This window comes from Tepidibacter mesophilus, assembly GCF_002724055.1.
Taxonomy (GTDB): domain Bacteria; phylum Bacillota; class Clostridia; order Peptostreptococcales; family Peptostreptococcaceae; genus Tepidibacter_A; species Tepidibacter_A mesophilus.
In genome coordinates this window covers 202,695-216,615 of record NZ_BDQY01000002.1, presented here as the reverse complement: position 1 = coordinate 216,615, position 13,921 = coordinate 202,695, and the positions used below count along the sequence as shown (strand labels likewise).

Here is a 13,921-nt window from a genome sequence, read left to right as displayed (position 1 = left end):
TATCGACCAACTCTGTTATTTAAAATAGTTACAAGTTTAGTTCTTCTATTAATATTATCTGCAAATTCAAGATTTTATAATATACTATAGAGTAAAAAAGCCTTCCTTTGAAAAATTCTAAAGGTAGACTTTTTTTAAAACTCACTACAGGATTTGTTTTTAATCGTCTCTACTATTACTTAAAATTACTAATCTAACTAATTGAAGTATCGCACTAGCTGCCGCTGCTATATAAGTAAGTGCCGCTGCATCTAACACTTTCTTACTATATTTACTTTCTTCAGTTGTTATTAAGCTATTAGTAACTAATTGATCTATTGCTCTTGATGATGCATTAAATTCAACAGGAAGTGTTACTACCTGAAATAATACAGCACCAGAAAACAAAAGTATTCCAATCTTTAATAATGAAGGTGTAACTAAAAACCCAAGCATTATAAATATCCAAGACATAGATGAACTTATATTCACTATAGGAACCAAGTTATTCCTAAATGTCAGAGGAAAATATTCTTCTCCATGCTGTATTGCATGACCTACTTCATGTGCTGCTACTGAAACAGAAGCTATAGAAGTTCCATGGTATACATCATTTGAAAGCCTTAAGACTTTGCTTCTTGGATCATAGTGATCACTAAGTCTTCCACTAGCCAATTCTATATCTACATTCCTAAGCCCATTTTTATCTAATATATATCTAGCTACTTGAGCTCCCGTATATCCTTTTTGACTGTATACTTTTAAATATTTATTAAACGTTGTTTGAACCTTAGTTTGAGCATACATTGCAAGTAACATAGCTGGAATTAATAATATCATAGTTGGATCAAATCCATAATAATAAGGATACATACTAATTACCTCCTAAGAAAAATTTAATGGCCTCTTCTACATCTTCAATATCTATTTCTGTATTAAAACAAGGTCCATTTGGTCTTTTGTTTAATATACCTATTACTTGAAACTTAGATACATCCTGTATGCCACTGGTTAAGTCTCTCTCACAAGCAATAGCTATTACAGCTTTTGGTTTGTTCTGTATTATTATCTTTCTAGCAAGAGTCCCGCCAGTTGCAACAAATGCCTTCACATTGTATTTTTGCTTTAATTTAACCAAATCTTCTACATTACACTGCCCGCATTTCCTACAATTTTCTATATCGTTTGTAACCTTATGTTTACAAAAGTTTTTTTGTATGCAATGAGGTGTTATAAGCATTATATCCTCTGCTTTAAAGTTGTATTTATTAGAGTATATATAATTATTATTTAAAGTAACATATACCCTTCTAATATCATTTTTAGGGATACTGAATATTTTAGTAGTAACTATTATAAGAGGATACATTGCGTTTACTATTTTCAAATTAATTTTCATTATATTTTTATTTATTTTCTTATTTTTTAATATAAAGTATGAGACTATTGATGATAATATTATTATACTTATTATTATCATAAGTAGCATATTCAATAGTATAATACTTATATTTACAAACTTCATATCCTGACTATAAACAACAAAGTTAACCAGTTTATATAATAATGCAAAAAATAAAGCTATTACACTCATTAAATATATGAATTTTTTTTCATTATTCATATTATTCACCCAGTACTAATGTCTTATCTATTTGATTTCCTCTTATATAATCTTTAACTTTAACCCTTTTTTTACCAGGCATTTGAATTTCTTTTATAAGCAAATTAGTAGTACCTGTTGATACTTCGATTCCTTCTTGCGTTATATCCAATATAGTGCCAGGTGATTTATCTGAAGTTGATTCAAGCACCTTTGATGACCATATTTTCATAGTATCTCCATTATACTTTGTAAATGCACTTGGCCATGGATTAGTTCCTCTTATCAAATTGAATATATTCTCACACTTATCATCCCATTTTATATTACCAAGACTTTTGTCCATTATAGGAGCATAACTAGATTTTGAGTCATCTTGCTTTTCTCTTTTTAAATTATTATCTTTTATTAATTTTAAAGTATCTCTTAATACTTCTCCTCCGAGTGTGCACATTCTATCATAAAGTTCACCTGCAGTTTCATTTTCCCCTATATCAAGCTTTGCTTTTAATATCATATCTCCTGTATCTAGTCCTTCATCCATATACATAGTTGTAATACCTGTAGTTTTTTCTCCGTTTATAACAACCCAGTTTATAGGTGCCGCTCCTCTATACTCTGGTAACAAAGATCCATGGACGTTTATACACCCATACTTAGGTATATCAAGTATTTCTTTTGAAAGTATTTGTCCAAATGCAACAACTATTATAATATCTGGATTCATATCTTTTAATATAGATACAAATTCTTCTGACTTCACCCTTTTAGGTTGATGTATTTGTATTCCATACTTTAGTGCCTCCTCTTTAACAGGTGGCATACTCATTTTCTTTCCTCTTCCTTTTGGTTTATCTGGTTGAGTTATTACCGAAACAACATCGAAACCTTCCTCTATCAACACCTTTAACGATGGTACTGCAAAATCTGGTGTTCCCATAAATACTACCTTCATCTATTTCACCTCTTTAATTATCCTTGAAGTTTACCTTCTACTTTATCAGTAAATAAAATACCTTCCAAATGATCAATTTCATGGCAAAGTGCTCTAGCCAATAATCCTTTTCCTTCTATTATAAATTCCTTTCCATTTCTATTGAAAGCTCTAACCTTTACATTATCTGGTCTAGTTACTTTACCAAACTTCCCTGGAACGCTTAAGCATCCCTCATCATCAGATTGTTTCCCAGACGCTTCTATTATTTCAGGATTTATAAGTTCTATTAATCCATCTCCTACATCTATCACTACAACTCTTTTTAATATTCCAACTTGAGGAGCTGCAAGGCCTACTCCATCTGCATGATTCATAGTTTCTGCCATATCATCAAGTAATGTTATTATCTTAGAATCTATTTTGTCAATTTTTCTTGACTTTTTTCTTAAAACCTCGTCTCCATCTTCTCTTATATTCCTAAGTGCCATTTGAATTTCCTCCCTATAATATATTAAATGGATTTATATCTATACTTATATTTATATCATTATCAAATATAAATTCTCTTTTTTGTATACATATATACTTTATTATACCCTTTAACAGTTTTATTTCAATATCTAAATCCTTAGCAAGTATTTGCCATCTATAGTTTTGATTTATCTTTGATATAATACATGGATTCGGCCCTAATATAAAATCAAAAGAATCATACCCCTTTTTTCTAAGAAGATAAACTATAGAATCATAAAGCTTTTGTATATTATTTATAACTTTCTTTTCATTTTTACCAGATATAACTACGCTTATCATATTATCAAATGGTACGTAGTTAAAAGCCTGTCTTATTCTTATTTCATCATTATAAAAACCTTCAAAATCATGTTTTACAGCATGCTTTATTGCATAGTGATCTACATCGTAAGCTTGAAGTATTACTTTTCCACTTAAATCGGCTCTTCCTGAACGTCCAGAAACTTGACTTATAGTTTGGAATGCTTTTTCAGAGCTTCTAAAATCAGGAATTTTAAGAGACATATCTCCACATAAAATCCCAACCAATGTTACATGTTCAAAGTCAAGACCCTTACCAATCATCTGCGTTCCTATTAATATATCGGCATTTTTATTCTTAAACTCATTCAATATTTTTTCATGAGAGCCTTTTTTAGATGTTGTATCTTTATCCATTCTCAAGACCCTAGCATCTTTAAAATGATGTTTTATTTCTTCTTCTATCTTTTGAGTACCTATTCCAAACTCTTTTATATAACTACTACCACAGGTTGGACATTGACTCAATTCTTTTTCTTCAAATCCGCAATAATGGCATTTAGCTTTATTAATGCCTTTATGATAAGTAAGTGATATTTCACAATTTGAGCACTTAAATGTATATCCACATTTCCTGCAAGATATAAAGCTTGCATATCCCCTTCTATTCAGAAATAATATGGTTTGATTTTTATTTTGAAGATTGTTTTTTATCTCTTCATATAGTCTTGAACTAAATATAGTTTTATTTCCTTTATCTAGTTCATCTCTCATATCTACTACTTCTATTTTAGGCATTTCTTTATTATTAGCTCTTTTTTTAAGCTCTATCAATTCATATTCTCCTATTTTTGCTTTATAATATTCTTCTATTGAAGGAGTTGCGGAACCCAATATCAATGTTGAATTTTCTATGCTAGATATAAACTTAGCCACATCTATAGTAGAGTATTTAGGATTCGAATCTGATTTGTACGAATTTTCATGAAATTCATCTATTATTATAACCCCCAGTTTATTACAAGGAGCAAACAAAGCAGATCTTGCACCTATTATAATTTTCGCCTTTCCTTCTTTGACTCTCCTATATTCATCATATTTTTCACCACTAGAAAGTTTACTATGAAAAACTGCAATTATATCTCCAAATATATTTTTAAATCTTGATATAGTTTGAGGTGTTAAAGAAATTTCAGGAACTAAAACTATACTATCTAATCCTTTAATTAAAGCTTCTTTTATTATATTTATATATACTTCAGTTTTACCACTACCTGTTACTCCATGAAGTAAAAACGGTATTTTATTATAATCATCGATAGAGTATTTTAAAATTCTTAAAGCGTAAATTTGTTCTTCATTTAAATCTATATTTTTTTCTTTTATTGTATAGTTTAATTTAGGTTTTCTATAATAATCTAGTTTTTGTATATTCACATATCCTTTTTTTATCAATGCATCTATCGAGCTTTTAGTTAAATTTAATATACTCGTAACGTCATTTACTTCTGCACTTTCATTATCCTTTAAAAAACTTATAATCTGGGCTTGTTTAAATGCCCTCTTTTTATTTAAGGATTGTATCAATTCATCTATATCCGATTCAATATTCAAACTTATATTCTGAATATATTTTTCATTTTTTATACTTTTATATTCCCATTTTATTTCTAATATTTTTTTATCTTTTAATTTCTTTATAGTATTATTAATACTCTTTCCAAATTTAGATATTAACTTGTCTATTTTTATTTCATTCTTATTATTCTTTATTTCATCTATTAAGATATGCTCTTTTGAGCTAATATTATCACATTCATAAGATATTAATTTTACAACCTTGTAATTTGTAAGTCTCATGCCCTTAGGATATATGCAGTTTATAGCATCCATAAATGTACATATATATTCTTCTCTCATCCACTTTACAAGTTGTATATCTCTTTGCTTGAGTATAGGTTCTTTGTCTAATATATCTATGACTTCTTTTACTTTAAAATCTCCATCTTTATAATGTAATATATCAAATACAAACCCCTCTATAGGCTTGTTAGTTCTTCCAAAGCTTATTAAAACCCTATGTCCTATCTGTACTTCATCAATTAAAAATTCAGGAATCTTATAAGTATAAAGGGCATCTGTATGATTAGAATTATTATTGACTATAATTTTTGCATATTTTTCCACAAACTGCACCTACTTCATAATATAAAAGTCCAATATTATTTTAAATAATATAGGACTTTTATATTATAGCTATTTTAATAACATCTTTACTTTATCTAATATAATATTAGATATTTCGTATTTCTTCATTTTAGGATATTCTTGTATATTTCCATTTTTGTCTATTATTTTTACTATATTAGTGTCAACACCAAAACCCGCTCCTTTTTGAGTTAAATCATTCGCCACTATAAAATCTAGATTTTTCTTTTCTATTTTTTTCTTAGCATTTTGAATTAAATCATTGGTCTCTGCTGCGAATCCTACTAATATTTTATCCTTTTTGATTTTTCCTATTTCTTTCAATATATCTTTATTTCTGTCTAGCTCTAAAATCAAATCATCATCAGATTTTTTAATTTTTTTGTCAGATATATTTTTAGGTTTATAATCAGCAACTGCAGCTGATTTTATTATAATATCATTTCCTTCTAAATTATCTATAACCGCTTCGTACATTTGTTTAGCTGATTCTATATGTATAAACTTAGAAGTCCCCTTAGGTATATCAAGATCTGTCTTACCAGATATCAACGTGACATTCGCTCCTCGCTCTATAGCCTTTTGAGCTATTGAGTAACCCATTTTCCCACTGGATCTATTAGTTATATACCTTACAGGATCTATATTTTCTATAGTTGGCCCAGCTGTTATTAATATATTTTTATCTTTTAAGTCTTGTTCTAGTGTCAAAAGATTACATATCTGATTAACTATAGTCTCGGGAGAAGCTAATTTTCCTTTACCTATATCTCCGCAAGCCAATCTTCCTGATTCAGGCTCAACAAATTTATATCCAACTTCTTGGAGTTTCGATATATTATGTTGAACTATTTTGTTTTCATACATATTAGTATTCATAGCAGGCGCTATCAATACTTCAGCTCTTGTCGCCATAACAGTAGTAGATAACATATCATCTGCTATTCCATTAGATATCTTACCTATAACATTTGCAGTGGCAGGGGCTATTAAAAATAAATCTGCCCACTGTGCCAATGATATATGCTCAACATCCCAAGTTTTTAATTCATCAAACATATCTACAACCACAAAGTTTTGGCTTAGAGATTGAAATGTCAATGGTGTTACAAATTCTGCAGCTGATTTTGTCATTATAACTTTAACATTTGCATTTAATTTTTTTAACCTACTCACAATATCACATGCTTTATATGCAGCTATTCCACCGGATACTCCAATAACTATATTCTTTGAGCTTAACATTTTTTTACTCCTCTGTTTTTTCTTGTTCTACATGTTCTTGTCTTTCTTCTGTTTCTATTTCTTCAGCAGTCATAGGTCTATAATTTATTTTATTTTCATATACTTCTTGAGTCGCTATATCAACAGGCTTTACTTCTTTTGTTCTTACTAACTCTTCTTCACCTTCTATTAACTTTCTAGCTCTCTTAGATACAGCTATTACTAGATTATATCTATTATCTATTTTCTTTAAAAGATCGTTTATTGATGGGTATAACATATTATAATTCCTCCTTAAATTTCTTTATTATATTATTTTTGTATCTACATACTTTGTTTTTCTCTGCATGGATTATATTTTCAAGTTCACAAGTTGACTTATCAACATCTTGATTCATTATAAAATAGTGATAGTTTTCAATCTTCTCTATTTCAAATATAGCACTTCCAAATCTTTTATTAATATCAGCTTCAGTTTCTGTTCCTCTTTTTACTATTCTATTTTTTAATTCATCTAACGATGGAGGAAGTATGAATACAAATACTCCATTTGGGTATCTATCTTTTACGCTCATAGCTCCTTGGATATCTATTTCAAGTAAAACATTTTGACCCTTACTTAAAGTATCTAGTACGGCTTGCTTTGGTGTCCCATAGAAATTATCATATACTCTAGCATACTCTAAAAATTCCTCATTGCCTATCATATTCTCAAACTTTTCTTTAGATATAAAGTGATAGTTTATTCCATCTACTTCACCTTGTCTTGGCTGTCTAGTTGTAGCAGAAACAGAAAGATGTATATCTTTATTTCTACTCAAAAGTTCTTTGCATATAGTTCCTTTTCCAGCTCCCGATGGACCTGAAACCACTATTAAAAGTCCTTCTCTATTCATTTGTATCTACCTTCCTATTCTTCGTGATTATTATGATTATCTTCTTTCAATTCAAGTCTATGTGCCACAGTTTCTGGCTGAACAGCAGAAAGAATTATGTGCTGACTATCAGTTATAACCACAGCCCTAGTTCTTCTACCATATGTTGCATCTATAAGCATATGTTTTTCTCTTGACTCTTGAATCATTCTTTTTATAGGGGCAGATTCAGGACTAACTATAGCTATTATCCTATTTGCTGAAACTATATTTCCAAATCCTATATTTATAAGTTTTATTCCCATTTGTAATTCTCCTATTCTATGTTTTGAATTTGCTCCCTAATTTTTTCTAATTCGCTTTTTATTTCGACTACAAGTTCCGTTGTTTTTAAATCTGAAGATTTAGAGCCTATTGTGTTTACTTCTCTATTCATCTCTTGAATTAAGAAATCTATTTTTCTACCTATTAAATCATTTAAATCTATATTTTTTTCAATTTGCTTTATATGGCTTTTAAATCTAACCAATTCTTCTGTTATACTACTTTTATCAGCATATACAGCAACTTCCTGAGCTAACCTAGATTCATCAATCTCAATAGAGTCTTTAAGTAACTCTTTTATCCTATTTTCTAGCTTATCCTTATACTCAGCAACTACATTATATGAATTTTTCTCTATTTCATCAATACATTTTTCTAAAAGAGCGCATCTTGATTTAATGTCTTGTGCAAGTCTTTCTCCTTCTATTGTCCTCATATCTTTTAAGTTTATAAGAGCATTTTCAACTGCCTGTTTCAAGCAATTCCATGTAGCTTTTTCATCTTCTTCTTTTTCTTCTATTTTTATTACCTCTGGGAATTTGGCTATATTCATAACAGATATATCATCTCTTACATCAAACTCATTTTTTATTTTTATAAGTTCATTGTAATATTGAGATGCAAGATTTGAGTCTAACTTCAAGTTTACATCAGATTCTCCTATTATCTCGTATCTTACAAATATATCTACCCTACCTCTTTTAACATAATTTTTTGCAAGCTTTCTTACATCCTCTTCTAAAAAAGATATTTTTCTTGGAATTTTAACACTTATATCAGTATACTTATGATTTACACTTTTAGCTTCTATAATGAAATTAAATTTTTCATTACTATTCTCACCCCTACCAAACCCAGTCATGCTAATTGCCATTTATTTAACCTCCAATAATCCTTCACATATTTTAACAGCAGTTCCATTCATATATACAACATCGTCTAAAATCTCTATAAAAAGCTTTCCACCTTCTGATTCTACATTTACTTTATCTGATACTATTCCTAAGTATTTAGATATTATAACAGATGAGCATATACCAGTTCCGCATGCCAGTGTATATCCACAGCCTCTTTCCCAAGTAAATACCTTTATATTGTGTTCATCTATTATTTGAACAAAGTTTACATTAGTTTTTTGCGGAAATATATCTAGTTTTTCAATTTTAGGACCATACTTAAATATAAAATCCTTATCTATTTCATCTACAAATATAACACTATGAGGTACTCCTATTAATATAGATGATATATTAATAGGAGTACCCTCTATATATATTTTCTCATTAATAAAAATATCTCTATTAGTAATTACAGGTACAGCTTTTGGATTAAAGTTTGCTTTTCCCATATCAACTCTTATATTTCTTATTTCATCGTCTTTAAGATCTATATTAATATTCTTTATCCCATCTAAAGTTCTTACTTTAAACTCTGTTTTATTTACAAGTTTATTGTCGTATATGAATTTTGCAAAGCATCTTATTCCATTTCCACACATATTAGCTATTGAACCGTCTGAATTGTAATAAACCATTTGAGCATCAGCATCTTCTGTTTTTTTATAAACTAAAATTCCGTCTGCTCCTATTCCAAAGCGTCTATGGCAAACATGTTTTGCAAACCTAGAATAATCATTTATAATATATTGTTCCCCATCTACTGCTATAAAATCATTTCCAGCTCCATGCAGCTTCCAAAATTTAATCATCGGACTTACCTCCTTAAAAAGTTATTATATATTAAATTTTATTAGAATAAACAAATTATCGTTCAAATATTACGATTTTGTAACATTTGAACGATAATTACATAACTATTAACTTGTATTTGTATAATTTTATGAGATATACTAAGAATAAAATGAAACTTAAAAGAAGGGAAGGTATTATAATGGCATTAGATGGATTAGTTATAAATTCATTAGTTAAAGAACTTTCATCTCAATTAGTAGATGGTAAAATAGATAAAATATATCAACCTGAAGATGATGAGCTTCTTTTTAATATAAGAAGCAATAATACTAATTATAAATTATTAATAAGTGCAAATAGTTCAAACCCAAGAGTATACACTACAAACTCACACAACAAAAAAAACCCTATAAAAGCACCTCTTTTTTGTATGTTACTTAGAAAGCACATACAAAATGGGAGAATAGTAAAAATAGAACAACCTGATTTTGAGAGAATAATAAAGATCACTATAGAGTCTTTAGATGAGCTTAAAATAAGAAAGTCAAAAGATTTAATAATAGAAATAATGGGAAGACATAGTAATATAATACTTGTAGATAATGAAGAAAATAAAATCGTTGATTCTATTAAAAGAATACCTCTTAGTATTAGTAGATATAGACAGGTTCTTCCAGGCCAAAACTACATAAATCCACCATCTCAAAACAAACTAAATCCAGTGAATAATATAGATGAGAGTACATTCATTGATTCACTTTTAAATTCCTCTAAATCTGAATTGTATAAATCAATATATTCTTCATTCGAGGGTATCAGCCCTATAATAGCAAAAGAAATTTGTTTTAGATCAAATTTAGATATTGATGCTAATATAAGTCATATAGATAGAAAAGATTTCAAATTATTATATGAAACATTCAATAGATTATTTAACCAAATAAAAAACAATATTTTCTTTCCTTGTATAGCTATAGATAAGAGATTCAACAAAATTATAGATTTTAGTTGTATAAAACTTACTATGTTCAATCATTACTCTTTTATAGAAAGTGATAGTATAAACTCTATCCTTGAAACCTACTATTTAGAAAAAGATGTTAAGGAAAGAATACATCAAAAATCTCAAAGCCTTAGAAAAAGTATATCCAACAAATTAGATAGACTATATAAAAAATCTAAAAAACAAAAAGAAGAATTATTAGAATCTAAAAATGCAGATAAATATAAGATAAACGGTGAGCTTATAACATCTTATATATACATGATTCAAAAAGGTATGGATGAAGTTGAAGTAGTGAATTTTTATGATTCTAGTAGTGGCAATGTAACTATCCCACTTGATAAAAGATTGACTCCTTCTGAGAATGCTCAAAAGTATTTCAAAAAGTACAATAAGCTTAAAACTGCTTTAATTGAAATAACTGATCAACTTAAAATAACTGAAGAAGAAATAAATTATCTTGAAAATATAATGTTAAGTATAGCCAATTGCGAAAGTATAGATGAGTTAGATGAAATAAAAGAAGAGCTAATTAAGGTAGGTTATGTTAAAGGAAAAGTTAAGGATGGTGGTAAGAAAAACAAAGAAAAAAATGTTTTAAAGACTGCCCCTTACGAGTTCTTATCTTCAGATGGATTAAAGATATTCGTTGGTAAGAATAACAAACAAAATGATTATTTGACATTGAAAATGGCTACAAACAATGATATGTGGCTTCATACTAAGAATATCCCTGGATCTCATGTTATAATAAAATCTGAATTAGATGAAATCCCTGAATCTACGATATTTGAAGCAGCAATGCTTGCCGCTTATTACAGCAAGGGTAAGATGTCTTCTAAGGTTCCTGTTGATTATACGTTGAAGAAAAACGTTAAAAAGCCTAGTGGCGCAAAGCCAGGAATGGTAATTTATGAGACCAATAGTACTATTTATGTAACTCCTCTTGAAGAAGAAATAGTTAAAATACAAGGTAATGTTGAAATAAATTCTGAGGAATAATTAAGATTTAAATAACAATTTATTCATACTATCACATGTAATGAATATGTGGGTTATCAAAATATGTCTATGAAAATAACTCGAATGCAACGATACTTTCATAGACATATTTTTAATTTTCATATTTTATTATAAAACGCATTTTTCCTCCTTTTAAAAGTTCAGTGCATACAACTAATATATCTTTTTCAAATTTTACTTCTTAATATATAAACACTTTTATTTCATTGGATATAAATTCCTTAATTCAAAATTTTCTTTACATTTTTTATACGTTACTGTTATAATATATTTTCCTAATATATTTACTATTGAGAGGATGATTATTATGAGTGAATTATTTTTAGTTTCTTTATTTTCAGCAATTATAGCCTTTATTTGGTCTAATATAAGTGATTTAATGAACATGTTTATATGGGTAGGCTTTGCTGGCTGGACTAGTTTTTGTATAGCAAATGAAACCGATTCCATTAAAAAAATGATTAAATCTTACTCATGTAATTTTGCTGGTATATTTTGGTCAATGCTTACAATTTATATAAGCTCTTTAATAGATATTCCTATAATTTCAAATTTACTTACATGTGGGTTTATAACATTTATTCTTATTTATCAATCTAGATTCAAGAGGTTTTCATGTGTGCCTTGTAGTTTTATAGGTTGTTTTACAACATTTGGTTTAAATGGAGACTTTAAAATGGCAGCTATAGGATTATTATGCGGCGCTATTTTAGGTTATATATCTGATAAAGCTGGAGTTTTAGCTTTTAAAATCAAAAACTCTGATTCAGATGTAAAAGAAGTTGTTTAGAATTTATAAATGATAATGATATAAAAATAAATATTTTTTATTTTCTATCAAGGCAAGATCTAGTTTTACAATATAGTTTTGACAACCCAATAATAAAAGGGCTACTTATATCATTTTTATGATATAAGTAGCCCTTTTAGATTTATTAATCTATTTATATAGAATCTCTATTAAGTACTCTATTTAAAACTATTCCAACTATAGCTGCAAGGCTAAGCCCTGTTATTTTAACCGTTTCAGTTACTGGTATTCCTATTGATATTCCCTTGCCTTGAAGGTAGTTAGTTCCCAATCCTATAATTAGTATAGATCCCATTATTATTAAATTAGATGATTTAAATTCTATTTTACTATTTTTTACCGTCTTAACTCCTATTATAGATATCATAGAGAACAGCATTAAGCTTATTCCACCCATTACTGGTGTTGGTATAGTCTGCAGAAACATTCCAACTTTACTTATACATCCAAGTGTTATTGCAAACACAGCTGTTATTCTAAGTATAGATGGATCGTAGTTTTTAGTTATTGCAAGCACTCCTGTATTTTCTCCGTACGTTGTATTAGCAGGTCCTCCTATGAATCCTCCAACTATTGTTGCAAGTCCATCTCCTATTAAAGTTCTGTTAAGTCCTGGATTCTTTATAAAATCCTTTCCTACAACTGCTCCATTAGTTGTTACATCTCCTATATGCTCCATAAAAACCGCTAGTACTACTGGTGCTATTATTGCTATTGCTCCTATATCAAACTTAGGTAGTGTGAAGTTTGGAACCATAACCCAAGAAGCTTCTCTTATAACATTTGTATCTATTAGTCCTAAACTAAGTGATAGTATATATCCTGTTGCTACAGCTATTAGTATAGATAATTGCTTTATAAATCCTTTTGCGAATAATGTTATTAAAAGTGCAGTAGATAAAGTTACTATTGCTACTATAAAGTTTCCTGATGCCATACCAAATGCAACTGGTATTAGATTAAGTCCTATTACAACAATCATAGGTCCTGTTACTTGTGCTGGAAAATATTTTTTTACTTTTTCGATTCCAACTGTTTTAACTATTAAAGACATAATTAGATACATCATTCCAGCTACTATTATTCCGCCTTGTGCATAAGCTAAATCCCCATTGTATATTTCTTTAACTGTGATTATTACAGGTATGAATGCAAAGCTTGATCCTAAAAATACAGGAACCATTCCTTTTGTAACTAAGTGAAATATTAAAGTTCCAAGTCCTGCTGATATTAGAGCTACCGATGGATCAAACCCCGTTAAGATAGGTACTAAAACTGTCGCTCCAAACATTGCAAATAAATGCTGTATAGCCAGTATAGCTTTTTTAAGATTTTCATTAACCCCTATATTTTTTTCAACCGTAGATGATTCAATAGGCGTGTTCAATATTTTCTCTTGCATAAAAATACCTCCTTCATTTTTTTAAGGAGGGAGAATATAATCTCCCTTTATCAGCATCTCTGTACTG

Annotated in this window: 14 protein-coding genes; 2 read left to right on the top strand and 12 right to left on the bottom strand. The window is 28.7% G+C overall.

The features are described from left to right. Positions 1-159: 159 nt before the first annotated feature. The 11 genes from Tmeso_RS02835 to dapF form a co-directional block, all read right to left on the bottom strand. A complete protein-coding gene (locus Tmeso_RS02835; RefSeq protein WP_099188040.1) occupies positions 160-852 on the bottom strand; it encodes a zinc metallopeptidase in 693 nt (230 codons plus the stop codon). Position 853: 1 nt separating this feature from the next. Then, on the bottom strand, positions 854-1,603 hold the full coding sequence (locus tag Tmeso_RS02830; RefSeq protein ID WP_099188038.1) for a DUF116 domain-containing protein: 750 nt from the start codon (positions 1,601-1,603) through the stop codon (positions 854-856). A gap of 1 nt (position 1,604) precedes the next feature. Then, positions 1,605-2,537, bottom strand: a complete 933-nt coding sequence (gene fmt / locus Tmeso_RS02825) for a methionyl-tRNA formyltransferase (RefSeq protein WP_099188036.1) — start codon at positions 2,535-2,537, stop codon at positions 1,605-1,607. A gap of 17 nt (positions 2,538-2,554) precedes the next feature. Further along, positions 2,555-3,007 carry a peptide deformylase gene (gene def, locus Tmeso_RS02820; protein ID WP_099188034.1) on the bottom strand — a complete coding sequence of 151 codons (453 nt, stop codon included), beginning with the start codon at positions 3,005-3,007 and terminating at the stop codon, positions 2,555-2,557. Between the two features lie 13 nt (positions 3,008-3,020). Beyond that, entirely contained in the window at positions 3,021-5,480 is a 2,460-nt protein-coding gene (gene priA, locus Tmeso_RS02815; RefSeq protein ID WP_099188032.1) for a primosomal protein N', read from the bottom strand. 69 nt (positions 5,481-5,549) lie between these two features. After that, a complete protein-coding gene (gene coaBC / locus Tmeso_RS02810; protein WP_099188030.1) occupies positions 5,550-6,746 on the bottom strand; it encodes a bifunctional phosphopantothenoylcysteine decarboxylase/phosphopantothenate--cysteine ligase CoaBC in 1,197 nt (398 codons plus the stop codon). Positions 6,747-6,750: 4 nt separating this feature from the next. Beyond that, entirely contained in the window at positions 6,751-7,005 is a 255-nt protein-coding gene (gene rpoZ / locus Tmeso_RS02805) for a DNA-directed RNA polymerase subunit omega (RefSeq protein ID WP_099188028.1), read from the bottom strand. 1 nt (position 7,006) lies between these two features. Next, a complete protein-coding gene (gene gmk, locus Tmeso_RS02800; protein ID WP_099188026.1) occupies positions 7,007-7,621 on the bottom strand; it encodes a guanylate kinase in 615 nt (204 codons plus the stop codon). A 14-nt stretch (positions 7,622-7,635) separates the two neighbouring features. Continuing rightward, positions 7,636-7,905 carry an extracellular matrix/biofilm regulator RemA gene (remA, locus tag Tmeso_RS02795; RefSeq protein ID WP_099188022.1) on the bottom strand — a complete coding sequence of 90 codons (270 nt, stop codon included), beginning with the start codon at positions 7,903-7,905 and terminating at the stop codon, positions 7,636-7,638. An 11-nt stretch (positions 7,906-7,916) separates the two neighbouring features. After that, complete coding sequence (locus Tmeso_RS02790; RefSeq protein WP_099188020.1) at positions 7,917-8,798, bottom strand: YicC/YloC family endoribonuclease; 882 nt, start codon at positions 8,796-8,798, stop codon at positions 7,917-7,919. Next, positions 8,799-9,629, bottom strand: coding sequence for a diaminopimelate epimerase (gene dapF / locus Tmeso_RS02785; RefSeq protein WP_099188210.1), 831 nt, complete (start codon positions 9,627-9,629; stop codon positions 8,799-8,801). A gap of 185 nt (positions 9,630-9,814) precedes the next feature. Between dapF and Tmeso_RS02780 the strand changes: the two genes are divergently transcribed. Together Tmeso_RS02780 and Tmeso_RS02775 are read left to right on the top strand one after the other, a co-directional pair. Continuing rightward, positions 9,815-11,620 (top strand): Rqc2 family fibronectin-binding protein, encoded by a 1,806-nt coding sequence (locus Tmeso_RS02780; RefSeq protein WP_099188018.1) that lies wholly within the window; start codon positions 9,815-9,817, stop codon positions 11,618-11,620. Between the two features lie 328 nt (positions 11,621-11,948). Beyond that, entirely contained in the window at positions 11,949-12,431 is a 483-nt protein-coding gene (locus Tmeso_RS02775) for a DUF1097 domain-containing protein (protein ID WP_187296197.1), read from the top strand. A 154-nt stretch (positions 12,432-12,585) separates the two neighbouring features. Here the strand turns inward: Tmeso_RS02775 and Tmeso_RS02770 are convergent, their stop codons facing one another. Next, positions 12,586-13,854 (bottom strand): uracil-xanthine permease family protein, encoded by a 1,269-nt coding sequence (locus Tmeso_RS02770; protein ID WP_099188014.1) that lies wholly within the window; start codon positions 13,852-13,854, stop codon positions 12,586-12,588. Positions 13,855-13,921: the final 67 nt, after the last annotated feature.